Annotated in this window: 21 protein-coding genes; 13 read left to right on the top strand and 8 right to left on the bottom strand. The window is 55.1% G+C overall.

Annotation, left to right across the window (positions count from 1 at the left end):
- Positions 1 to 10: 10 nt before the first annotated feature.
- From TRICHSKD4_RS02020 to TRICHSKD4_RS01995, 6 genes are read right to left on the bottom strand one after another with little or no spacing between them, the layout of a single operon-like run.
- A complete protein-coding gene (locus TRICHSKD4_RS02020) occupies positions 11 to 1,462 on the bottom strand; it encodes an aldehyde dehydrogenase family protein (protein ID WP_009465720.1) in 1,452 nt (483 codons plus the stop codon).
- Entirely contained in the window at positions 1,443 to 3,056 is a 1,614-nt protein-coding gene (locus tag TRICHSKD4_RS02015; RefSeq protein ID WP_009465719.1) for an ABC transporter ATP-binding protein, read from the bottom strand. Before TRICHSKD4_RS02015 ends, TRICHSKD4_RS02020 begins: the two co-directional genes overlap by 20 nt.
- Positions 3,053 to 3,880 (bottom strand): ABC transporter permease, encoded by an 828-nt coding sequence (locus TRICHSKD4_RS02010; RefSeq protein ID WP_009465718.1) that lies wholly within the window; start codon positions 3,878 to 3,880, stop codon positions 3,053 to 3,055. Before TRICHSKD4_RS02010 ends, TRICHSKD4_RS02015 begins: the two co-directional genes overlap by 4 nt.
- Positions 3,877 to 4,824 carry an ABC transporter permease gene (locus tag TRICHSKD4_RS02005; protein WP_009465717.1) on the bottom strand — a complete coding sequence of 316 codons (948 nt, stop codon included), beginning with the start codon at positions 4,822 to 4,824 and terminating at the stop codon, positions 3,877 to 3,879. Before TRICHSKD4_RS02005 ends, TRICHSKD4_RS02010 begins: the two co-directional genes overlap by 4 nt.
- 25 nt (positions 4,825 to 4,849) lie before the next feature.
- Complete coding sequence (locus TRICHSKD4_RS02000) at positions 4,850 to 6,322, bottom strand: ABC transporter substrate-binding protein (protein ID WP_009465716.1); 1,473 nt, start codon at positions 6,320 to 6,322, stop codon at positions 4,850 to 4,852.
- Positions 6,319 to 7,629: an acetylornithine deacetylase/succinyl-diaminopimelate desuccinylase family protein gene (locus tag TRICHSKD4_RS01995; protein ID WP_009465715.1), complete on the bottom strand. Its 1,311-nt coding sequence runs from the start codon at positions 7,627 to 7,629 to the stop codon at positions 6,319 to 6,321. The genes TRICHSKD4_RS02000 and TRICHSKD4_RS01995 overlap by 4 nt, the downstream gene beginning before the upstream one ends.
- Before the next feature lie 84 nt (positions 7,630 to 7,713).
- On the opposite strand from TRICHSKD4_RS01995, the gene TRICHSKD4_RS01990 reads away from it, so the two are divergent.
- The 6 genes from TRICHSKD4_RS01990 (at position 7,714) to TRICHSKD4_RS01965 (ending at position 12,541) form a co-directional block, all read left to right on the top strand.
- Positions 7,714 to 8,262, top strand: a complete 549-nt coding sequence (locus tag TRICHSKD4_RS01990; protein ID WP_009465714.1) for a PAS and helix-turn-helix domain-containing protein — start codon at positions 7,714 to 7,716, stop codon at positions 8,260 to 8,262.
- 135 nt (positions 8,263 to 8,397) lie between these two features.
- Positions 8,398 to 8,691: a DUF1330 domain-containing protein gene (locus TRICHSKD4_RS01985; RefSeq protein ID WP_009465713.1), complete on the top strand. Its 294-nt coding sequence runs from the start codon at positions 8,398 to 8,400 to the stop codon at positions 8,689 to 8,691.
- A gap of 91 nt (positions 8,692 to 8,782) precedes the next feature.
- Entirely contained in the window at positions 8,783 to 9,775 is a 993-nt protein-coding gene (gene dctP, locus TRICHSKD4_RS01980; RefSeq protein ID WP_009465712.1) for a TRAP transporter substrate-binding protein DctP, read from the top strand.
- Between the two features lie 112 nt (positions 9,776 to 9,887).
- A complete protein-coding gene (locus tag TRICHSKD4_RS01975) occupies positions 9,888 to 10,388 on the top strand; it encodes a TRAP transporter small permease (RefSeq protein WP_009465711.1) in 501 nt (166 codons plus the stop codon).
- On the top strand, positions 10,385 to 11,659 hold the full coding sequence (locus TRICHSKD4_RS01970) for a TRAP transporter large permease (protein WP_009465710.1): 1,275 nt from the start codon (positions 10,385 to 10,387) through the stop codon (positions 11,657 to 11,659). The genes TRICHSKD4_RS01975 and TRICHSKD4_RS01970 overlap by 4 nt, the downstream gene beginning before the upstream one ends.
- 9 nt (positions 11,660 to 11,668) lie before the next feature.
- On the top strand, positions 11,669 to 12,541 hold the full coding sequence (locus TRICHSKD4_RS01965; protein WP_009465709.1) for an oxaloacetate decarboxylase: 873 nt from the start codon (positions 11,669 to 11,671) through the stop codon (positions 12,539 to 12,541).
- 5 nt (positions 12,542 to 12,546) lie between these two features.
- Here TRICHSKD4_RS01965 and TRICHSKD4_RS01960 read toward each other — a convergent pair whose 3' ends face one another.
- The gene (locus TRICHSKD4_RS01960; RefSeq protein WP_009465708.1) at positions 12,547 to 13,023 is read right to left on the bottom strand and encodes a MarR family winged helix-turn-helix transcriptional regulator; all 477 of its coding nucleotides are present in this window, start codon (positions 13,021 to 13,023) and stop codon (positions 12,547 to 12,549) included.
- Positions 13,024 to 13,175: 152 nt separating this feature from the next.
- Here TRICHSKD4_RS01960 and TRICHSKD4_RS01955 point away from each other — a divergent pair, with 152 nt between their 5' ends.
- The 7 genes from TRICHSKD4_RS01955 (at position 13,176) to TRICHSKD4_RS01925 (ending at position 20,894) form a co-directional block, all read left to right on the top strand.
- Entirely contained in the window at positions 13,176 to 14,222 is a 1,047-nt protein-coding gene (locus TRICHSKD4_RS01955) for a M29 family peptidase (RefSeq protein WP_009465707.1), read from the top strand.
- Positions 14,219 to 15,022, top strand: coding sequence for an alpha/beta fold hydrolase (locus TRICHSKD4_RS01950; protein WP_009465706.1), 804 nt, complete (start codon positions 14,219 to 14,221; stop codon positions 15,020 to 15,022). Before TRICHSKD4_RS01955 ends, TRICHSKD4_RS01950 begins: the two co-directional genes overlap by 4 nt.
- Positions 15,009 to 16,283, top strand: coding sequence for an acyl-CoA dehydrogenase family protein (locus TRICHSKD4_RS01945; RefSeq protein ID WP_009465705.1), 1,275 nt, complete (start codon positions 15,009 to 15,011; stop codon positions 16,281 to 16,283). Before TRICHSKD4_RS01950 ends, TRICHSKD4_RS01945 begins: the two co-directional genes overlap by 14 nt.
- A complete protein-coding gene (locus TRICHSKD4_RS01940; RefSeq protein WP_009465704.1) occupies positions 16,280 to 17,815 on the top strand; it encodes a class I adenylate-forming enzyme family protein in 1,536 nt (511 codons plus the stop codon). Before TRICHSKD4_RS01945 ends, TRICHSKD4_RS01940 begins: the two co-directional genes overlap by 4 nt.
- Positions 17,816 to 18,000: 185 nt before the next feature.
- The gene (locus TRICHSKD4_RS01935; protein WP_009465703.1) at positions 18,001 to 19,035 is read left to right on the top strand and encodes a TRAP transporter substrate-binding protein; all 1,035 of its coding nucleotides are present in this window, start codon (positions 18,001 to 18,003) and stop codon (positions 19,033 to 19,035) included.
- A 14-nt stretch (positions 19,036 to 19,049) separates the two neighbouring features.
- Complete coding sequence (locus tag TRICHSKD4_RS01930) at positions 19,050 to 19,553, top strand: TRAP transporter small permease (protein ID WP_009465702.1); 504 nt, start codon at positions 19,050 to 19,052, stop codon at positions 19,551 to 19,553.
- A 24-nt stretch (positions 19,554 to 19,577) separates the two neighbouring features.
- Positions 19,578 to 20,894 carry a TRAP transporter large permease gene (locus TRICHSKD4_RS01925; RefSeq protein WP_009465701.1) on the top strand — a complete coding sequence of 439 codons (1,317 nt, stop codon included), beginning with the start codon at positions 19,578 to 19,580 and terminating at the stop codon, positions 20,892 to 20,894.
- A 10-nt stretch (positions 20,895 to 20,904) separates the two neighbouring features.
- On the opposite strand, the gene TRICHSKD4_RS01920 is transcribed toward TRICHSKD4_RS01925, so the two are convergent.
- Positions 20,905 to 22,167: a glycerate kinase gene (locus TRICHSKD4_RS01920; protein WP_009465700.1), complete on the bottom strand. Its 1,263-nt coding sequence runs from the start codon at positions 22,165 to 22,167 to the stop codon at positions 20,905 to 20,907.
- Positions 22,168 to 22,209 lie beyond the last annotated feature (42 nt).

The following is a 22,209-nucleotide window of genomic DNA, read 5'->3' as shown; positions in this document are numbered from 1 at the left end:
CTCCCAAACCTTATCCGTGAAATGCGGTGACGGTTTTCAAAGCCGAAAACCCGAAGAGCGCTTCAAACCCCTTCTCACGGCCATGGCCGGATTTACCGCGTCCCCCAAACGGCAACTCAACGCCGCCGCCAGCACCATAATTGTTCAAAAAGACCTGCCCGGTACGAAGGGCCTTGGCCAGACGCATCTGCCGCCCTCCATCCCGGCTCCAGACTGATGCCACCAGGCCATAGTCCGTCCCGTTGGCAATCGCGATCGCTTCATCTTCACTGTCGAATGGAATGAGAACCTGAACCGGTCCAAATATCTCTTCCTGTGCAAGCGGATGGTCAGGAGAGACGCCGGACAGAAGATGCGGGGCCACATAGTGCCCGCCCATCGGCAAATCATCCGGCACAACGGCAGACGCCACCACATCAACCGCCTGATCGAGATAGCCAGAGACCAGAGCTTTCTGGCGCGCTGATATCAGCGGCCCCACATCAGGATCGCTCAAAGCAGGCCCAAGCCTCAAACCGCGATAGGCAGCAGCCATCCGCCCTACGACCTGATCGAACACGGACCGCTCAACGAGAATGCGCGAAGACGCCGAGCAGGTTTGCCCGGCATTTTGGATGCCTGCATTGACCAGAAACGGCAAAGCGCGATCCAGATTGGCATCTGCAAACACGATCTGCGGTGATTTACCTCCAAGTTCCAGTGTGACCGGAACCACGTTCTCCGCAGCCGCGGCCTGCACACGGCTTCCTGTTGCAACAGACCCGGTGAACGAGAGATGATCAACGCCGGGATGCTCGGCTAGGGCAGCTCCAGCTTCCGCCCCTATTCCCGGCACTACATTCAGCGCCCCGTCAGGAAACCCTGCTTCTGCGGCCAACGCGCCGAGGCCCAGCGCCGTCAGGCAGGCTTCTTCTGCCGGTTTCAACACACAGGCATTGCCCATCGCAAGAGCCGCGCCGACAGAGCGACCAATGATCTGCATTGGATAATTCCAGGGCACGATGTGGCCGGTAACACCATGCGGTTCCCGAAGAGTGTAAACCGTATAGCCTTCCTGAAACGGGATAGTCGCCCCGTGCACCTTGTCAGCCGCCCCGCCATAAAACTCCAGATAGCGAGCCAGTGCAGTCACGTCCGCCTGTGCCTGCCGTAAGGGTTTGCCAACGTCCAGCGCCTCCAGTTCGGCAAGCTTCTTGGCATTCTCCTGCACAAGACGGCTGAGCCGCATCAGCAACCGGCCTCGCTCGACTGCGGTGGTACTGCCCCACTCGCCTTGCATGGCCGAATGCGCTGCCTCCACCGCCTGATCAATCTCACCTTCCCCGCCGCGGGCGATTTCCGTCAATCCCGACCCATCGGACGGATTTTCCAGAAGCAAACGACCTTCTGTTGCCGGTACAGCTTCACCACCTACGAGGCACAAGCCCGGATCAAACCAGAGATCAGACAGGTTTAGTGTCATTGGAAACCTCTTGAATGGACGAGAAATCAGGAAGTACTGGTGCTGCTTCCAGAAGGGTTCGGGTGTAGGGATGGTTTGGCTCTGCCAGCACTTGGTCAGTCACCCCCGCCTCCACAATCTGGCCAGACTTCATCACAAGGACCCGGTCCGTGATACTACGCACCACAGACAAGTCATGGGAGATAAAGAGGTAGGCCAGATGATATTTGGCCGAAAGGTCAGCCAACAGATCGAGGATCTTCGCCCGGACAGAAACATCCAAAGCTGAAACGGCCTCATCCAGAACAATCAGCTCCGGCTTCAGGATCAAGGCCCGAGCAATCGCCAATCTTTGGCGCTGCCCGCCGGAAAACTCATGAATGAAGCGATCTGCCACATTTGGCTCTAACCCGACTGCTGTCAGCGCTTCTGAAATGCGCGCAGCACGGTCATCGCCCTTGGGCGGGTCTTTCAAGAGATGAAAAGGTTCCGTAATGAGTCTGGAGACCCGATGGCGTGGGTTGAAGGAGCCATAGGGGTCTTGAAAGACTACTTGTACTCGTCCGCGCACTTCATGCGGTGGCTGGCCGTCTATCTTGATTGAACCAGACTGAATGGGTTCCAGCCCAAGGATCGCACGGGTCAGCGTGGATTTACCGCATCCGCTCTCACCCACGAGACCAACCCGTTCCCCTGACTGTATCTCAAACGTCACCCGATCAACAGCAGTAAAATGGTCCCGTCTTGCAAACAGCGATGTCTTTGGAACAGGATAGGCACAGGTAACTGCGTCAACTGACAACAAAGGCACTTCCGTGTCTGAAGCTTGCCATTCAGGGAGATGCGCCTGATGAGCAGAAGCTTCCAGAAGTGCTCGGGTATATGGATGACGTTGGTACCTTAGAACGTCCCCTGTCTTGCCGCTTTCGACCACTTCGCCAGACCGCAACACGACCAGCTTGTCGGATATCTCCGCCACCACGGCCAGATCATGGGTGACGATGAGAAGCCCCATACCAAATTCATCCACGAGCCCCTTCAAAAGCTCAAGGATCTGCGCCTGTGTGGTCACATCAAGGGCCGTCGTCGGTTCATCGGCAATCAAAAGCGCAGGCCGTTCAGCAATCGCCAGAGCGATGACAACGCGCTGGCGCTGCCCTCCAGACAGTTGATGTGGGTATCGACCAAGAGGAAACTGCGTCTCATCCAGTCCGACGCGGTTGAGCACCTCTCGAGCACGATTTAAAGCCTCTGTTCGGCTTGCGCCAGAATGAATGCGCACAGCCTCAGCAACCTGGTCACCAATCGTTTTTACAGGGTTGAGCGCCGTCATCGGCTCCTGAAACACCATCCCGACGCGCCCACCGCGGACTTTGCACATCTCCCGCTCGCTCAGATCCTCCAGACAACGTCCTGCAAGAGCAATTGATCCGCCGGTTTTCCGAACCGCATTTGGCAAGAGCCGCATGATGGCCAGCGCGGTCATTGATTTTCCAGAGCCGGTCTCACCCGTGATCGCAACCGTTTCGCCTGCACCAACATCAAAGCTGACATTGCTCAGGATCGGTTTGCCCGGCACTTCCAGAGAGAGTTTTTCGACACTCAGGACGCTCATCTGCGCACCATCCTGAGTTTCGGGTCAAGAAGGTCTCTCAGACCGTCGCCCAACAAATTCAACCCCAGAACGGTCAGAATAATGGCCAGACCGGGCACCAATGCCAGATGCGGAGCGAGCCCCACAAGCGTTTGAGAATCCGCCAGCATACGCCCCCAGCTTGGGGTCGGCGGTTGGGCCCCAAGCCCCACATAGGAAAGACCCGCTTCAGCCAGAATGCCGAGCGAGAACTGAATGGTGCCCTGCACGATCAACAGATTCGCGATGTTGGGCAGAATATGCTCGACAGAGATCCGAGCAGCCCCCTTGCCTGCGACCCGCGCAGCGAGAATAAATTCTCGGCTCCAAAGGCTGAGCGCGGCTCCTCTTGTCAACCGCGCGAAGACAGGAATGTTGAAGATGCCGATCGCAATGATCGCGTTGACTGCACTTGCGCCAAAAACCGCTGTAATCAGGATCGCGATCACCAAAGCGGGGAAGGCGAAAGCAAGATCATTGCCGCGCATGATCACTTCATCGAGCCACCCTCGGCTTCCGGCCGCCGCAAGGCCCAAAGGGACACCCAGCCCCATCCCGATCCCCACTGCAATAACCGCGACCGCAATGGACGTCTGGGCTCCGGCCATGATCATGGACAAAAGATCGCGGCCAAAATGATCTGTTCCCAAAAAATACCCATCGCCCGGCACTTTAAGCCGGGCAGAGATATTCATGCCTGTAACGTCATAAGGCGTCCAGAACAGCGAGATGACCGCAGCAACCGCAAAAATACTGACCAACAACGCGCCTATGAGGAGCGACCAGTTAAGGCGAGAGCGGTTCATCGTGCCACCCGCAATCGAGGGTCAACAACGGCATAAGCAAGATCAACCAGAAAGTTGGTCATGATCACGGCAAACACCAGCAACATCACAACGCTCTCTACCACAATGAGATCACGCTGAGAGATGGATTGAAATACCAGTCGACCAAGGCCCGGCAGGGCGAAGACCTGCTCGATGATGATGCCGCCCGCCAGCAGGAAGGCGAACTGAAGCCCGATGATTGTAAGCACGGGGATCAGGGCATTGCGCAAGCCGTGATGAAGGATTGTCTGCCAACTGGTTAGCCCCTTTGCGCGGGCCGTTCGCATGAAATCTTCACCAAGAACTTCAATGAGGGACGAGCGCATGACGCGTGTCAAAATCGCAGCTTGGGGAAGAGCAAGCGCGATGGCAGGTAGTGTCAGCGCTTTGACCGACAGCCAGAACCCCTTCTCCCATCCGGGAAAACCACCTGCCGAAAACCAGCGCAGCTGAATGGCAAAGATCAGGATGAGGATCATCGCAAACCAGAAATTGGGAATGGCTACTCCGATCTGGGTCGCGCCAACGATGCCATAGTCTCCAGCTTGCCCCCGGCGACTGGCCGCAAACACCCCTGTCGGAATCGCGATCACGATCGTCAGGCAGAGCGCATAAAGCGCAAGCGGGAGGGAAATCCAGAGCCGGTCGGCAATCATGTCCGCAACCGGCGTTCTGTAGGTGTAGGATGTTCCAAAGTCACCCACCAGCATACCGCCAACCCAAGCGAGGTATCGCTCCAGTACACCGCCATCCAGACCAAGCTCAGACCGCAAGGCGGCAATCGTGTCCGCGCGGGCATTCATACCCAGCATATATGCGGCCGGATCACCGGGGATCACCTCGATCACCGTAAAGATCACGATGGAGGCAACCAGCAAGCTGGCGAAAAGCGACGCAAGGCGTTTGGTCAGATAGCTGATCATATCACTCGCCTTGCGCCATCATGTCCTACTGTGCCCAGCGCACACCGGTCAGATCGACTGCCTGCGTGGGAGCATTGGCCCACAGCCCCTCAACTTCCTTTTTGGCGACCGACAGGCGCGGCAACTGGAAGAGATAGCCGTTGACATAATCTTCCGAAATGATGGTCTGTGCTTGCTTCAAGAGGTCATTGCGCTTTTCAGGATCGGTTGTCCCGCGCAGCTCCTTGATCAAAGCCTGGAAGTCGGCATTGTCATACTGGAAGTAATAGTCTGGATTGGCGTAGATCCCGATATCCATCGGCTCTGTGTGCGACACGATGGTCAGATTATAGTCCTTGCCGCGGAACACCTGCTCCAGCCACTGCGCCCATTCCAAATTTGAAATTTCCGCATTGATCCCAACGGCACGAAGTTGGGCAGCGATGATCTCGCCGCCGCGACGGGCGTAGGAAGGGGGCGGGAGTTTCAGGGAAACGGTGACACCCTCTTCGACGCCCGCTTCCTTCAAGAGTGATTTGGCAAGCTCCGGGTCGTATTGAGAGTTGCCGGTCAGATCGACATAGGCCGCATGATGCGGGGCCAAATGTGCCCCAATCGGGGTGCCATAACCAAACTGGGCACCATCGATGATTTCCTGCCGGTTGATCGCATGCGCCAGCGCCTTGCGCACCTTCACGTTATCAAAGGGCGGAAGCTTATTGTTGGTGGAAAGGATTGTCTCGCCTTCCGTTGAGCCGATCACCACCTTGAACCGATCATCAGCTTCAAACTGGATCAGGTTTTCAGGCGCAGGAAAGGCTGAAAACGCATCCAGATCACCGGCCATCATGGCCGAGAAGGCAGCTGTCGGATCGGAAATGAACTTGAAGGTCGCAGATCTCAGATCAGCTGGTTGCCCCCAATAGTCTTCGTTGCGAACCAACTCAACCCGATCACCCTGAACCCATTTGTCGAACTTGAACGCACCTGTGCCGACCGGCTTGATCTTGATGTTTTCAATGCTTTCGGGCGCAACAATTGCCGCATCGCCCCAAGCCATGTTGAAGAGGAAGTTCCCGTCGGTTTCCGACAGCTTCACTTCAACCGTCCGAGGGTCGAGCACATTGACCTCTGCAATACCGGCAAACAGCCCTTTTTGCGCATTGGTGGAATCTTCACCCCTCGCCCGATCCAGCGAGAATTTGACGTCTTCTGCATCCATCGTGGTTCCATCATGGAACTTGACGCCGTCGTGAAGCTTGAAGGTATAGGTCAAACCGTCTTTTGAAATATCCCAGCTTTCGGCGAGACTTGGAATAACCGAACCATCTTCAGTAAAACGGGTTAGACCTTCAAAAATATTGGCGTAAGTGACGTCATCAATTGCGCCCGCAGCCGCGCTGGTTGGATCAAGATGCGGAGGCTCCAACTGAATTCCAATGGTAAGCGTGTCGTTTGCCCAAGCTGATACCGGCAGTGACAAAGCCAACGCGCTGACAACTGTTAAAAACCGTTTCATTCCTTCCCTCCCTTGTCCGGGCCAAGCAGCTTCAACAGGCTGAGCGCCATGACCTTTGCACTGTCAATCATATCGTCAACTTCGACATATTCATCAGGCTTGTGTGCAAGTTCCAGTAGCCCGGGTCCATATGCAATACAGTTTTTCAACTTCCCGATACGGTCAATGTGTTTTTGGTCATAACTTCCGGGCGACGCGACATAATCCGGAACTTTACCCATCACCGACTGGATTGCGTCTGCAACCGTAGCAACAACAGGGGCTGATTTATCGGTCATGGAAGGAGCAACGTGATTAAGCTCACGCATGGAATACTCGAATTTTGGACGTTTTTCTTTGAGGTCGTCCAAAAGGTGCTCCACTTCGGCCTTTACCTCTTCATGCGTTTCCTCAATCAGGTACCGCCGGTCAATCACAATCCGGCAGCTGTCCGGCACACAGTGCGACGGCAAAGCCGTGGTATCGGCAGGGAGTTCTTCCTGTCCACCGTGAATGGAATTGATATTCATGGTCGAAACCCGCGCGCCCTCTGGCACCACGGGCATGGCGGTATGGCGGGCCGACAAAGCCGGGTAAAGGTCGCTTTCAAATGCATCCAGAACAGCCCCCATATGACGAACCGCACAATCGCCCAAGAACGGCATGGACCCGTGGGCGATTTCACCCTTCGTTTCGATTTCGGCCCACCAGCCACCGCGGTGGCCAAGGCAAATTCGATCCTTGTGCAAGGGCTCTGGAATAATGACATGCTGTACCCGCTCAGGGGCGAAGTAACCTTTTCCAGCAAGGTAAGCGACGCCGCCGTAACCGCCAGATTCTTCATCCGCCGTACCGGATATTTCGATGGAACCGGCGAAATCCGGCACCAGATCAATAAAAACCTCCGCAGCCAGGATGGAGGCCGCCAGGCCGCCTTTCATATCACATGCCCCACGCCCGAATATCTTGCCGTCCTTCAAGGCCCCGCCAAACGGGTCTTCTGTCCAGCCCTCACCCGCCTCCACAACATCTATGTGGGAATTGAAATGGACGCAGTCGCCAGAAGATTTGCCCTCCCTTCGCGCGATGATATTCCAACGCGGAAACTGCTCACTATCTCCGGGCGCTCCTTCCGCCCGAACCAGCTCAATCTGGAACCCGGATTTGCTTAGTCGCTGGTTCAAATACACGCAGATATCGCGATAGTGAGACCCGGGGGGATTGAGTGTCGGGATGCGGATCAGATCCTGCGTCAGACGGATGAGATCCTCTCGCCTGTCTACAAGCTCGTTCGAAATGCGGTCCGCGATATTTAGTCCGGCATCCATGGCCCGATCCCATCCCTGTCAACGAGGCAGTTTCCAACAAGGCGAATTACGGTATCAATACCGTAGGAATACGGGATCGAGATCATGGCACCAGACGAAGCGGTAAGACTTTCCTTTGAAGAAGCCCCGATCGGGATCGTGTTGGCAGAAAACAGACACATTCAAACCTGCAACGCGCGTTTTGCGGCTTTGAGCGGGTATCCAAGGGAAGACCTGATTGGGCAGTCTTTCCGAATTTTTTATGCCTCCGATGAGGAATTTGAACGGGTTCGTGACATCGGTTTGGAAGTGATCCGTGAAACCGGCCAATACACAGATCAACGATTACTGCAGAGAAAGGATGGCACACATATCTGGTGCCGTTTTCGCGCGCGCTCTCTTGTTGCTGATGAGCCTCTCAAGAGGGTGGTCATGTCATTTGCGCAGGTTTTCGACCTACCGGGCAACGTCACCCTGACACCCCGTCAGAAAGACGTTTTGGCCGGACTGCGCCGCGGATTGACCAGCAAGGAAATTGCCAGAGAACTCGGGCTTTCCCCCCGAACTGTGGAGGATGTGCGAGCACGACTTTTGAAACTCTTATCCGCTCACAACACGGCAGAGCTTTTGGCCAAAGTGAGCCTTTTCAATTGATCCTGCCCCTTTGCGCTACCTTTAAAAAGTAACGATTGTAACAAAACAGAGCTTGCACAATTTTACCAATTGGCCAAATTTAGTGCACTTGGTGAAGCATACAACCCGCGCCTTCAGCGCGGACTGGGAGGAAAAATGCCCGCCTATTGGATGGCCCGTGCACGGGTCAACACGCCCGATGAATACAAGAAATACGCGGAACAAGTGCCCGCAATCCTTAAAAATCACGGCGGAAAAGTGCTCGCCCGTGGCGGTGATTTCAAGATCATGGAAGGCACGGATCATTTTCAGCGCTTCGTGATCATTGAGTTTCCAACGATGGAGCAAGGGATCGCTTGCTTCAACTCCGAGGCTTATCAGTCAGCCGCGAAATTCCGCCGAACCGATGGAGCCGGAGAAGTCGAAATTGTGATGCTCGACGGGATCTAAGTCTACATTCCTGCAAAGACCAGATCCGCTTAAAGTCTCCGCTTGGCGGCAATAAAATAAAAAAGTTTCAAAACATCATTGGGAGGACAATATGAAAACCTTAAAATGGGTTCTTGGAGCAGCCGTTGCTTTTGGCCTGTCGACCGCGACATCCTTTGCAGCAGACACCACGCTTCGCATTTCGCTCCAACTTCCCCTCACCAGCCACCTTGGTCAGAATCTCTCCCTTTTCAAGGAAGAGGTTGAAAAGACCTCCAACGGCGATATCGCCGTGGAGATCTACGATTCAGCCCAGCTTTATAAAGACAAGCAGGTGCCATCTGCTGTGGGTTCTGGTTCCATCGAAATGGGTGTTGCATCGCTGACCCGCTATGTAGGCGATATTCCGGCTGTTGATATTTTTTATCAGCCGTTCCTGTTCGACACTGAAGACAAGGTTCGTGCTGCTGTTGCCCAAGGGTCTCCAGTTCGTGGCCCGATTGACGAAGCCATCAAGGACACAGGCTCAACCGTACTCTGGTGGCAGGCCTATGGCGGAGCCATCATGCTCTCCAAAGGTGGACCGATCAAAACCCCGGAAGACATGAAGGGCAAAAAAGCCCGGGTGTTCGGAAAAACACTCGGTGACTTCGTGACCGCTGCTGGCGGCGCGCCAACCCTGATTTCCGGGTCCGAGCAGTATCTTGCCTATCAGCGTGGCACGGTTGACATCGGCATGACCGGCGTGTCCGGTGTTAAATCCCGCAAGCTGTGGGAGGTCATGGACACCATCACGGTGACCAACCATGCAGACATTGAATTCATCGTGGTCGTAAACACGGACTTCTGGAATGGTCTGCCGGAAGAACACCGCAAGCTGATCTCCGCAGCTGCGGCCAAAGCAGAAGCGGATGTGCGTAATCGGATGTCCGAAATCGAGACTGCTGCCTATGCAGCGGCTGAAGAAAACGGCATGACCATCTACCGTCCAACGGCAGAAGAAATCAGTGCTTGGAAGGCTGTTAGCCAGCCGGTTTATGACACCTATCGCGAAAAGGCCGGAGATCTGGGAGCACAAATCCTGGACGCTGCCGAAAAGCTGTAAGAAACGTTTTGCCCCTCCCGCTTGGTTTCAAACGAGAGGGACATAACGCCCTCAGTCCCCGCACCCTAAGTGCGGGGCACGTTTTCTGACAGACTAAGGATGCACCTCATCCATGGCTTTATACGCCCGCACCATCACCTTGTTCGCCTGGGTGGCCGCGATAATGTTTGTCGCTGCCGGCTGCATGCTCACCTATGAAGTTCTGGCGCGATACCTTTTTACGGCTCCGACCATTTGGGCCGCTGAACTTTCGCAGCTGTGCTTGATTTGGGGAGCGATGATCAGCATGTCCTGGATCATGAAGGCCAACCGCCATGTGGCTGTTGATGTGCTGACAGATTCTCTGTCACCCACAGGCAAGCGGATAGCTCAGATTATCGCCATGGGCTTCGTCGCCTTTTTCAGCGCAGTTGTAACCTGGAAGGGGTGGGGCATATTTTGGGATTCTTTTGAACGCGGCCGCACGACAGGGTCCATGCTCGACCTGCCAACATGGGTGTCCGAGCTCGCAATTCCTGTTGGCTTTGCCCTTTTGTTGGCGCAGGCCGTCATAGAGCTTGGAAAAGCCGTTTCCGGTCAGATGGATACACCCAGTGGAGGGATGCATCCGTGACAACAATTGCCATCCTAGGCGTTCTCTTCACGCTGCTTTTACTCCGTGTCCCCGTCGCCTTCACACTTGGCGGCCTTGGGTTGATGCTCCTCATCTTGGGTGGGTTCTCTCCGCTCATGGCCCCGCAAGCCATTCTCGACACGCTCGACGGCTTTATTCTGCTTGCGGTCCCGTTGTTCCTGTTGATGTCCAACATCCTGTTAAAAGCAGGTGTCGGCAAAGACCTTTTTGCTGCCGTTCACGCATGGGTGGGGCACTGGCCCGGCGGCCTTGCAGTCGCAACGATTCTGTCTTGTGCCATTTTTGCGGCCATTTCCGGTTCGTCTGTCGCAACCGCTGCAACGATTGGCACAGTCGCAATCCCGGAAATGATCAATCGCGGTTATGAGCGTAAATTTGTCTATGGACTGCTGGCAGCAGGGGGAACACTCGGCATCCTTATCCCGCCCTCCATCCCAATGATTGTTTATGGGTTTGTGACCGAACAATCAGTCATCGCCCTGTTTTTGGCAGGCATTGGCCCCGGGCTCTTGCTCGTTGCCTTCTTCATCGTGTTTTCAATGATCTACGCGCGCTGGTTTGGTGGCTACACACCAGAACCGGCATCATCTGCAAGTGAGCGTCTGGCAGCAAGTTTGCGCGCCCTACCTTCCATGGCATTGGCAGCAATTGTTATCGGCGTGATCTACACCGGGATTGCAACGCCGACGGAAGCTGCAGCCATTGGCTTTGCAGCTGCGCTCGGAATCACCACGCTCTACTTGCGCACGCTCACGTGGAAGGCCTTCAAGGAAGCCGCTTTTGAATCCATGGTGACGACCGTTGCGATTCTGCTGATTGTCGCGGGCGCAAAGGTCTTCGGCAAAGCCATTACGCTCTACCGGATCCCACAAGACATCTCCATGTTCATTGGCCAGAACATCGACACACCTTTGGTCTTCATCCTTGTGGTTTCGGTCGTTCTCTTGATCATGGGACTGGTGTTTGAAGCCCTTTCCATGGTCTTGATCATGACACCCGTCTTGCTGCCAGCGGCCATGGCCCTCGGCTTCGACCCGATCTGGTTCGGTGTTTATATGGTTATCATGGTGGAGTGTGCACTCATCACACCGCCCGTCGGGCTGAACCTTTACGTCATACAGTCGGTGGCAAGGGCGAGGCTGACTGAAATCTCTAAGGGTGTGATGCCCTTCCTCTTGTTGATGCTGGCATCGGTTGTCATCCTCTATCTTTGGACCGACCTTGCGCTCTACATTCCCTTCAAACTCTAGGACATCCCTATGCCAAGCCCCGCTGCCACCCTTCGCACGCTGTTGGCAAACCAAGATCTTTTAGTGATGCCCTGCTGCTTTGATGCGCTGTCGGCAAAACTGATCGAACAGGCGGATTTTCCGCTCACCTTCATGTCCGGCTTTGCCACATCTGCATCACGGATTGGCCAGCCGGATCTTGGGTTGATGTCCTATTCAGAAGTTCTGGATCAAGCGCGCAACATAACCGATGCGATTTCCATTCCCCTCATTGCAGATGGTGATACCGGCTATGGCAACGCGATGAATGTCCGTCGTACCGTTTCAGGTTTCGCGAAGGCGGGCACGGCGGCGGCCATGATCGAAGATCAGGTCGCTCCAAAGCGTTGCGGACACACGCCTGGAAAAGCCGTGGTGTCTCGCGAAGAGGCCTTCGACCGCATCCGCGCTGCGAACGATGCCAAGCAAGCAGGTGCCGACATTCTCATACTTGCACGCACCGATGCACGTCATGAACACGGCTTGAGCGAAGCCATCGACCGCGCGGCCAAATTCAAAGAGCTCGGCGCAGACATCCTGTTTGTTGAAGCCCCCAAATCCGTTGAAGAGATGGAGACCATCTGCAAGGAATTGCCGGGACCTAAGATGGCAAACATCGTGGAAGGTGGAGAAACCCCGGACCTCTCCCACAAGGAGTTAGAAGACCTCGGTTATGCCATCGCAGCCTATCCTCTGACACTCATGGCAAGCGCCATGAAAGCGATGATGGCAACCCTTCAAGCGCTCAAGAGCGACACTGACCGCTCCGATCAACTCATGGATTTCAAGGAACTGCGCGAGAGGATTGGCTTCTTCGATTACTATGAGGCCTCGGCCAAATATGACACGTCCCGTCGTGACTGAAACACTCAAGCCTTTTCCAGCCGACTGATAAGCGTGCGCAAGACATTTTTCAGAAGCGCTACTTCCTCCGGCGAATAGCCCTCAAGGCTGCGCTTTTCATGCTCAATCGCATCATCCATGAGTGTTCGAACCAACTCCTGACCTTTTGACGTGATAAAGACAAGCATCTTCCGCTTGTCCGCCTCGTCCTGCCGTCGCTGAACCAGTCCTTCGGCCGTCAAACGATCAATAATCTTGCTGGTCGTTGGCTGGTTATAAAGCCCAATTCTGGCAATCTCTCCAATCGGCTTACCTTGCCCATCAGACAGAATGGCCAGAACACGCCATGTCGGCACCGAAATGCCAAACCTCTTTAAATGAGTGTGGAATTGCGAACTGAACAAATAGCTGGCTTGAGCCAAAAGCGCGGACAGGTAATTGGAAACAAAAGAAGTTTCACCCTCGTTTTCTGGCCTTTCATCAGTTCCTTTTCTGGCCATCATTCCCCCACACCGAAGCCTACAACATTTGGCAGATTACAGATTTTATATTCCTATTGATATAATTTAATTTCCATGATTACGTAACACATGAATGATTGTTACAATCAATCGAAATACTGACACCCAGTACTTCGGTTGCCGGGGGAGGCATAATGCTGGCAGATCGCATAGAAGCGAAATGGATCGACGTGTTCGAAAAAGCGCTGTCGTTTTGCAAGGTGCAACGCGGCGAAGAAGTTGCAATTCTGTCTGAAACCCAGTCCCGCCAGCTGAATGTTCATCTTACAGAACTGGCTTTACTCCGGCTCGGCGCAAAACCTTTTCACGTGATTTTGCCAACGCCTCCTCAAAGTGTAGCCGTTCCAGTCCGCTCTACCGGTGCCAGCGACGCTATGCGCGGTCACAAGTCCGCCATTTCTGCTCTCAAGGCAAGTTCGATGGTTGTGGATCTGACCGTTGAAGGCATGCTGCACGCGCCCGAACTGCCTGAGATCATTTCCGATGGTGCCCGGCTGTTCATGGTTAGTAATGAACACCCCGAGGCGCTTGAACGGTTGCTACCAGACCCGGCACTCACGCCGAAGGTTAAGGCAGCAGTCAAAATGCTCCGTGCGGCGTCCACGATGACGGTTCACTCGGAAGCTGGGACAGACCTAGAGGTAGACTTGACCAACGCACCAACCGCAGGTGTCTGGGGCTACTGTGATCGTCCCGGTACGGTTGCTCACTGGCCGGGCGGTGTTGTTGTGAGTTTTCCAGGTGCCGGAACGGTCAACGGCCGCCTTGTTTTGGATGCTGGCGATATCAACCTGACCTTCAAACGATACCTGCAATACCCCGTGACTTTGACCATCGAAAACGACTTCGTTGTCGACATTACAGGCAAAGGCACAGATGCGGAGCTGATCAAAAGATACTTTGCCGCGTGGAATGACCCGGCAGCCTACGCCACCTCACATGTAGGCTGGGGCATGAACCCGGCAGCGCGCTACGAAGCGCTGACGATGTATGATGAACGGGACACCAACGGGACTGAGCTTCGCGCATATCCGGGCAATTTTCTCTATTCAACCGGAGCCAATGAATTCGCCAAGCGCTACACGCTCGGCCACTTTGACCTGCCGGTTGGCCATTGCACCATTGCGCTTGATGGCACCAATGTCATCGAAGGCGGAAAGCTCCTTGGAGAGCTCGCATGAGCGACCGCGGGCATTTATCCTTCACCGAAAGCGGGCAAGGACCAGCGGTTATCTTCCTGCATGGAATTGGTGGCGGTGCGCGCAGCTGGGCGCCTCAGCTGGCAGAGCTTGGTGCAGATTACCGGGCAATTGCCTTAGACCTCCCCGGCTATGGAACCTCTCCACCTTTGAAAAGCGTCAACTTTGCCTGCCTTTCGGCAGCGCTTCTGAGGTTCGTTGACGAACAGCAAATCGACACCTTCCATCTTGTCGGCCATTCCATCGGGGGCATGATTGCGCAGGAATTTGTTGCAAACAATTCCAATAGACTGAAGACGCTCACGCTGTCCGCTACAAGCCCGGCTTTTGGGCGACCAGACGGAGAGTTTCAGCGCGCATTCATTGCAGCGCGCATGAAACCGCTGGAGAGCGGGCGAACGATGGCGGACGTGGCAACAACGCTCGTACCTGAACTGACCGGACCGGAAGCAAACAAAAAGGGACTGGAACTTGCCCATGCCTGCATGAGCGCAGTCCTTCCGGACACCTATCGCACCATGATGGAATGCCTGGTCACATTTGACCGCAAAGACAATCTGCCGAACATCCAAGTACCAACATTGCTTTTGGCAGGGAGCGCGGACACACAAGCACCAGCTGCCATGATGGAGCGGATGGCCTCCAAAATCCCCAATGCACAGTTTCATTGCATGGACGGCCTCGGCCATCTCGCCAATCTTGAGGCCCCGGACACTTTTAACTCCGCCTTGTCAGGCTTTCTCGCGGACCATGAAAAGGGTGACACTCATGTCTCTTGCTGAACACACTGCTCCGTCTCCTGCCGCAACACCTGAACCAATTTTTGATCCGACTGCCTTCCGGCTTACCGATCAACAAGCCGAACTGACAGCGTTGGCGAGACAATTCGGGCAAGACACACTTGCCCCACGCGCGCACAAATGGGACCGAGATGCGGTCTTCCCGATGGAGAACTATCGGGACATGCACGCCAATGGCCTTCTCGGCATTTGCGTTCCCAAAGAAAACGGTGGCGCCGGGGCAGACTACAAGACCTACATGCTGACGGCCGCTGAAATAGGTCGATTTTGCGGAACAACATCCCTGACATGGAACATGCATGTCTGTTCCTGTTTATGGACCGGCGCGCTTGCCGATGATCTTTCCATGGAACCGGCGCAACGCTCGGAACATGAGAACCGCCGCGCGGTTCATTATGAGCGCATCGTGAAAGAGGGTGCGATATATGCCCAGCCCTTTTCCGAAGGCGGAACTGCAGCTGCAGGCACCAAACCTTTTGGCACATTGGCAACGCGCGTAGACGGTGGATGGTTGATCAACGGAAAAAAGATCTTTGCTTCGCTGTCTGGTTCTGCCGATTATTATGGCGTGCTCTGCACGGAAAAAACGGAAAATCTGAGCCGCCGCGACACCATGTATGTGGCTGTTCCTGCGAACGCCGAAGGTGTCGAAGTTTACGGTGACTGGGACCCGCTTGGCATGCGAGGCACCGTCTCCCGCAATCTCGTTTTCAAAGATGTTTTTGTTCCTGACGATGCTGCCCTGATGCCCAAAGGGGTCTACTTTGAGGCCGCCGCCACTTGGCCGCACATGTTCCTCACCCTATCGCCCACTTATATGGGCATCGCCCAGGCTGCATATGATTTCACCGTGCAATATCTGCGCGGCGAGGTGCCCGGAACTCCACCGGTCAAACGGCGCATGTATCCAACCAAGCAGCATGCGGTGGCTGATATGCGCATCATGCTGGAGCAAACAAAGGCGCTGTGGTTCCAAGTGATCAGCGAGGCGGGGCCTAACCCAACCAAAGACCAGATGCTACGTGCCTGGGCAGCTCAATACACGGTTATGGAAAACGCAAACGAGTTATGCCAGTTGGCAATCCGCACCTGCGGGGGGCAATCCATGCTCAAGTCACTGCCGCTTGAGCGGCTTTATCGCGACAGCCGATGCGGCTCGCTGATGCTTCCTTGGACGGCAGAGCTCTGTCTTGACCGAATTGGCCGCGAGGCCCTCTACGAACGCGGTGAAAGCGACGAATGAACGACCTCGCAAGCTGGATCGAAAAACACGCGAGCTTTACCCCTCAAAAGACCGCCCTCGCCTTTGAAGGCTCGGCAATGTCCTATGCCGAGTTGTCGAACCGGATAAAGACTTGCGCAGCAATTCTCAAACACCGGCATCAGATCAAAGAGGGGGAGCGGGTTGCGTTCCTTGGCCACAACAGCCCGGACTTTCTGATCCTGTTTTTCGCCTGCGCACGGTTGAGAGCGCTCTTTCTGCCGCTCAACTGGCGGCTCGCCGCACCAGAGCACCTTTACATCCTTCAAGATGCAAGCCCGCGCCTTTGTGTATGCGAAGCCCACTTCAAAGAGCACGCTGAAGGCTTGAAAGAAAGCCTGCCGGATTGCCAATTTCTTGCCGCTGATTTTTCGGCAGACGACTGGCTCAGCCTGTCCTCAAGCCAGACGGGTCTACCGAAGGCACCTGCCCCCGCGCACGGAGCAGATGATGCTCCGGTTCTGCTGGTTTATACGTCTGGAACAACAGGGCATCCCAAAGGGGCTGTGCTGACACAAAAGGCAATCCAGTGGAATGCCCTCAACAGCCTGCACATGCACGACATGACGGCGAAGGACACGGTTCTGACTGTCTTGCCCATGTTTCATGTCGGCGGATTAAACATCCAGACCACACCGGCCCTTTACTGCGGAGCAACTGTTGAACTGCACCGCAAGTTCAATCCGTCAGATACCCTTAAGGCAATCGAGGATGCTCGCCCAACCCTGACGGTTTTGGTCCCGGCCACCTTGCAAGCCCTGATTTCACATCCAGATTGGTCAGCGGCGGACCTCTCCAGTCTGAAGTCCGTTTCCACCGGCTCCTCGGTCGTTCCAACAGGGCTAGTACAGGCCTTCCACGACAGAAAAGTCCCGGTTCTGCAAGTCTACGGCTCAACAGAGACCTGCCCGATTGCGATCTATCTGAAGTCCGAGGACGCCGTCAGCCAACTAGGCTCGACCGGAAAGCCTGCCCTCCACTGTGAAGCGCGTGTGGTGGATGATCACGGAACGGATATTGCGGACAACCAGTCCGGCGAAATCCTGATCAAGGGGCCAAACCTCATGCGCGGCTACTGGAACAACGAAACGGAGAGCAAACGCAGTCTGAGGGAAGGTTGGTTTTACACTGGTGACGTTGGCTATCGAGATGCCAACGGCTTCTTTTATATCAATGACAGAAAGAAAGACGTCATTATTTCAGGTGGTGAGAACATCTATCCGGCAGAACTTGAGCTTGTTTTGAATGAAATCTCCGGACTTGCGCAGGCAACTGTTGTTGGCCGCGATGATAAGCGTTGGGTGCAAGTCCCGGTTGCGGTCGTATCGCTCCTGCCGGGATACACGGTGACAAAAACCGACATCCTCAAACATTTTGACGATCGGCTTGCCCGTTTCAAGCATCCAAAAGATGTCGTCATACTGGACCAATTGCCTTCCAACGCCATGGGAAAGGTACAGAAATTTGCTGTCAGGCAGCTTCTTGAGACAACACGAGATCAGTCATTCGTTTGACGCTTAGATATATTGACTGACCAGTCGGTCTATGTATAGATTTTTCATGTACCGAATTAAGGATGCGACTAGACTGGAAGCGAGGAGTTCTGGTCTGGACAGTCAAAAGACACGGAGCAGCTGCTCGGTACAAACAAGAGGACATGCCGTTTGCAGGAGGATGGAAACGGCTGGGAGGAAAGACCGTGATCAAGAAGTTTATGTCCGCCAGCCTTGGCGCATTTGTTGCTGCAACAACCCTTTGGGGCGGCGCGGCCTCTGCTGAAACAACATTGAACCTGTCGTCCTGGTTGCCGCCTTCACATCCCATTGTTGCCGACATGATTGTGCCGTGGACACAAGAAGTCGAGAAGGCAACGGGCGGTAATGTCAAAATCAAGATCCTGCCGAAACCACTCGGCAAACCGCCGGCACATTTCGACATCGCAAAAGACGGTTTGGCAGATGTCTCCTATGGCGTTCACGGGTATCAGCCCGGTCGTTTCGTGATGACCAAAGCTGTCGAAATGCCGTTCCTCGGTGACAGCGCAACGGCAACTTCGGTGGCTTACTGGCGCATCCACGAAAAGCACTTCGCGCAGTTCAACGAACATCGCGGCGTCAAACTTCTCAGCCTGTTCACCCACGGTCCAGGCCATATCTTCAACTCCTCCCGTCCAATAGAAAAACTGGCCGATCTGGAAGGTCTGAAAATCCGCGTTGGCGGTGGTGTGGTCAATGATGTGGCCAAGTCCATTGGCGCAACAGCCCTTTTGAAACCCGCCCCGCAGTCCTATGAATTGATGTCTGCCGGTGTTGCGGACGGTGTCTTCTTCCCGCAAGAATCCATCAAGTCATTCAAGCTGACAGGGCTGGTAAAACACGGGACACTTATCCCGGGCGGTCTCTATAACACCAGCTTCTTTCTCGTGATGAACCCGCGGACCTTTGACAAGCTCTCTGCCGAAGACCAGGCCGCAATCATGAGCGTGTCCGGTGAAAACTTCTCCCGCATTGCCGGCAAGGGCTGGGATGATGCAGACGGCGTGGGACATACAGCAATGGAAGAAAGCGGAATTGCTCTGATCAACGCTTCTGATGAATTGGTGGCGGAGATCAAGGAAAGAACCAGCGCCGTTGAGGCTGCTTGGGTCGATGCAGTCAAGGAAAAAGGCCTTGATGGTGCAGCGGTGATGAACGACTTGCGCGCTGAAATCGCCAACGCGTCCGGCTCCAACTGATCCAGAGACCCAGCGTGTCAATCCAAAGCAACTGGGGCGCCCGCAAGGCGTCCCAAATTCTTCAAATCGCCGCAGCCACCCTGTTGTTCGCGATGATGGGCCTCACCTTCATTGATGTCTGGGGCCGGTACATCTTTAACGCCCCACTGCCGGGCGCTTTTGAGATAACCGAGCTCATGATGGCGACGCTCATCTTTGCAGGCCTCCCGCTGGTCACAGCGGCTGGTGAACATGTTTCGGTCGATCTAATGGATTTCGCTTTGCCTAAACCCTTGCGGCAGTTTCGCGACGGCTTGATCCATCTCCTATGTGCGGTGATGTTGTGCTTCCTGAGCTATCGCCTGTGGCTAAAGGCCATGGAACAGTTGGACTATGGTGATCAAACCGCAGTGCTCCTGCTACCGGTTGCTCCGGTCACGATCATCATGAGCCTATCCACCGCGATCAGTGCCATGTCACTGGTCTATTTGGCAGCGTGTGCTTTTGCCGGTCGCAAAACCCACTCATCCGCTCTCTAGCCCCCGCGTCTTCGAGGTTTCAACGTGCTGGAATCCATAATTGGCTTTGCCATATTGCTTGCGCTGATCCTGTTGCGCGTCCCGATTGCCTTTGCCATGGGGCTGGTTGGAACCTGTGGCTTTGCCTACATGGTGAACTGGCATGCTGCCATGGCAATGATTGCCTCTGTGACCTATGAGACAGGGCTCGCCTACACACTCTCTGTCGTGCCTTTGTTCATTTTGATGGGCAACTTTGTGACCAAGGCCGGCCTGTCCCACGAGCTCTATTCGGCTGCGAACGCTTTTCTCGGTCATCGTCGTGGCGGCCTCGCCATGGCTACCGTTGTTGCCTGTGGCGGTTTCAGCGCGGTCTGCGGCTCCAGCCTTGCAACCGCTGCAACAATGGCACGGGTTTCCATGCCCTCCATGCGCAAATTCGGCTATTCCGACAGCCTTGCAGCAGGATCAATTGCAGCAGGTGGAACGCTGGGCATTCTCATCCCGCCAAGCGTTATTCTCGTTCTCTACGGCATCATGACCGAGCAGAATATCGGCATGCTGTTCATGGCCGGTGTTCTTCCCGGTATTTTGGGCATTGTGCTTTATCTCGCAGCTGTACGCGCAACCACTTGGCTGAACCCGGAAGCTGGTCCTCCCGGCGAACGTCTCTCATGGAGCGAGCGATTGATTGCCCTTCGCGGTGTCTGGGGGGTTTTGCTCTTGTTCCTGCTGGTAATGGGCGGCATTTACGGCGGCATCTTCACACCAACGGAAGCGGCAGGAATTGGAGCCAGCGGAGCCTTCTTGTTCACGCTGATACGCGGCAAACTCACCTGGCAAAGCTTGCTGGAGATCCTCACCCAGAGTGTGAGAACCACCGCAATGATCTTCTCGGTGTTGATCGGCGCACTGATGTTCTCGAACTTCATCAACATCGCCGACTTGCCAACCATTCTGACAGACTGGGTCCGTCAGGCAGGGTTTTCACCCTTCATGGTGTTGATGTTTGTGATCGCGGTTTATCTGGTCTTGGGCTGTATCCTGGAAAGCCTGTCCATGATCTTGCTGACCGTCCCGGTCTTCTACCCGATGATTTCCGAACTCATTTTCCCCGGCGTTCCACCGGAGATGGTGTTAATCTGGTTCGGCATCGTGGTCGTGGTGGTCACCGAGATCAGCTTGATCACACCGCCAGTTGGACTGAATGTGTTCGTTCTGCGCGGTGTCATGCCTGACGTCTCAACAGCGACAATCTTCAAGGGCGTAACACCGTTCTGGATTGCGGACATTGTTCGCCTTGCATTGCTTGTCGCTATCCCCTGGATCACAACATTGCTGCCTAACTTGATGGGTCAATAGGGCCAGGACCCTAGTACTTGCGAACCAGAATGGCGCGGAAATCATTGACGTTCGTCAGGGTCGGGCCGGGAACCACTTGCGATCCGACCTTTTCAAAGAACGTGTGAGCGTCATTTGACACGAGCGCGGTTTCCGGCTCGAGCCCAACATCTTTCGCCTTATTCAAAGTGTCCGGATCGATCACGGCACCGGCAACTTCCGCAGCCCCGTCAACACCATCTGTGTCGCAGGCAATGGCATAAATCCCCAGCGCTCCTTCCAGCGCGATTGCGAGAGCAAGTGCATATTCAGCATTTGGCCCGCCGACACCATTGCCCGTTCGGGTAACCGTCAGTTCGCCGCCTGACAGCAACACCAAAGGTACATCGCCCTCAGCCATCTCACCAAGGCGTTGTTTGGCAAGCTCTGCATGGGCAATGGCCACATCACGGGCCTCCCCTTCCAGTGCATCACCCAAAATTTCAACTTGAACTCCTTCGGCGCGGGCCACCTCAGCAGCTGCGTCCAGCGATTGGGACGGCGCTGCAAAAATGACGTTTGACACTCTTGAGAGCATGTCGTCGTCAGGCGGCAATACACCGCTTCCAGCTTCAAGCGCCGCAGCGACTGAAGCCGGTGTTTCAATGTTCCACTTGGACATCACATCCAGCGCATCCTGCACGGTGGAATTGTCGCCAACGGTCGGGCCAGAGCCAATCATGGCCGGATCATCACCGGGGATATCAGATATAAGCAGCGCCAGCATGCGCGCAGGGTATGCGGCTGCGGCGAGCTGCCCCCCCTTCACACGGCTAAGGTGCTTTCGCACAACATTCATCTGACTGATCGGCGCGCCCGAGGCCAGAAGAGAGCTGTTGACCGCTTGTTTCTCGGCAAGGGTGATATCACCAGCTGGAGAGATCAAAAGAGAAGATGCACCACCAGAAATCAAGGCAATCACAGTGTCGTCCGCTCCAAGCCCGGCAACAAGATCCAGCATGCGGCGCGTCGCAAGAACACCTGCTTCATCGGGAACAGGATGGGCCGCCTCGACAATTTCAATTCCTTGGCAAGGGCGTCCATAGCCATAACGCGTGATCACCAGTCCTTCACACGGACCCCAAGTCGCTTCCAGCGCTTCAGCCATCCGGGCAGACGCCTTTCCAGCACCAATAACAACGGCGCGGCCTTGAGGTTTTTCCGGCAAAGCCCCCGCCAAACTTTTCATCGGATCGGCAACTTCAACTGCACGATCAAAAAGGGACCGTAGGAAATCTGTCGGTTGGGCGAGCAAAGCAGCCTCCCCCTAAAAATCAGAGGTCATGGAAGGCCGCAA

Origin of the sequence: Roseibium sp. TrichSKD4 (assembly GCF_000148725.1) — a bacterium.
Taxonomy (GTDB): Bacteria; Pseudomonadota; Alphaproteobacteria; order Rhizobiales; family Stappiaceae; genus Roseibium.
The sequence above is the reverse complement of the archived record's forward strand: the minus strand, read 5'-3'. Positions and strand labels throughout refer to the sequence as shown.

Coding starts and splice junctions, on each gene's coding strand:
- TRICHSKD4_RS02005 (WP_009465717.1), bottom strand. CDS start 4,824: ATGATCAGCTATCTGACCAAACGCCTTGCGTCGCTTTTCGCCAGCTTG.
- TRICHSKD4_RS02015 (WP_009465719.1), bottom strand. CDS start 3,056: ATGAGCGTCCTGAGTGTCGAAAAACTCTCTCTGGAAGTGCCGGGCAAA.
- TRICHSKD4_RS02000 (WP_009465716.1), bottom strand. CDS start 6,322: ATGAAACGGTTTTTAACAGTTGTCAGCGCGTTGGCTTTGTCACTGCCG.
- TRICHSKD4_RS02010 (WP_009465718.1), bottom strand. CDS start 3,880: ATGAACCGCTCTCGCCTTAACTGGTCGCTCCTCATAGGCGCGTTGTTG.
- TRICHSKD4_RS01985 (WP_009465713.1), top strand. CDS start 8,398: ATGCCCGCCTATTGGATGGCCCGTGCACGGGTCAACACGCCCGATGAA.
- TRICHSKD4_RS01940 (WP_009465704.1), top strand. CDS start 16,280: ATGAACGACCTCGCAAGCTGGATCGAAAAACACGCGAGCTTTACCCCT.
- TRICHSKD4_RS01990 (WP_009465714.1), top strand. CDS start 7,714: ATGGCACCAGACGAAGCGGTAAGACTTTCCTTTGAAGAAGCCCCGATC.
- TRICHSKD4_RS01945 (WP_009465705.1), top strand. CDS start 15,009: ATGTCTCTTGCTGAACACACTGCTCCGTCTCCTGCCGCAACACCTGAA.
- TRICHSKD4_RS02020 (WP_009465720.1), bottom strand. CDS start 1,462: ATGACACTAAACCTGTCTGATCTCTGGTTTGATCCGGGCTTGTGCCTC.
- TRICHSKD4_RS01995 (WP_009465715.1), bottom strand. CDS start 7,629: ATGGATGCCGGACTAAATATCGCGGACCGCATTTCGAACGAGCTTGTA.
- dctP (WP_009465712.1), top strand. CDS start 8,783: ATGAAAACCTTAAAATGGGTTCTTGGAGCAGCCGTTGCTTTTGGCCTG.
- TRICHSKD4_RS01955 (WP_009465707.1), top strand. CDS start 13,176: ATGCTGGCAGATCGCATAGAAGCGAAATGGATCGACGTGTTCGAAAAA.
- TRICHSKD4_RS01960 (WP_009465708.1), bottom strand. CDS start 13,023: ATGATGGCCAGAAAAGGAACTGATGAAAGGCCAGAAAACGAGGGTGAA.
- TRICHSKD4_RS01950 (WP_009465706.1), top strand. CDS start 14,219: ATGAGCGACCGCGGGCATTTATCCTTCACCGAAAGCGGGCAAGGACCA.
- TRICHSKD4_RS01965 (WP_009465709.1), top strand. CDS start 11,669: ATGCCAAGCCCCGCTGCCACCCTTCGCACGCTGTTGGCAAACCAAGAT.
- TRICHSKD4_RS01975 (WP_009465711.1), top strand. CDS start 9,888: ATGGCTTTATACGCCCGCACCATCACCTTGTTCGCCTGGGTGGCCGCG.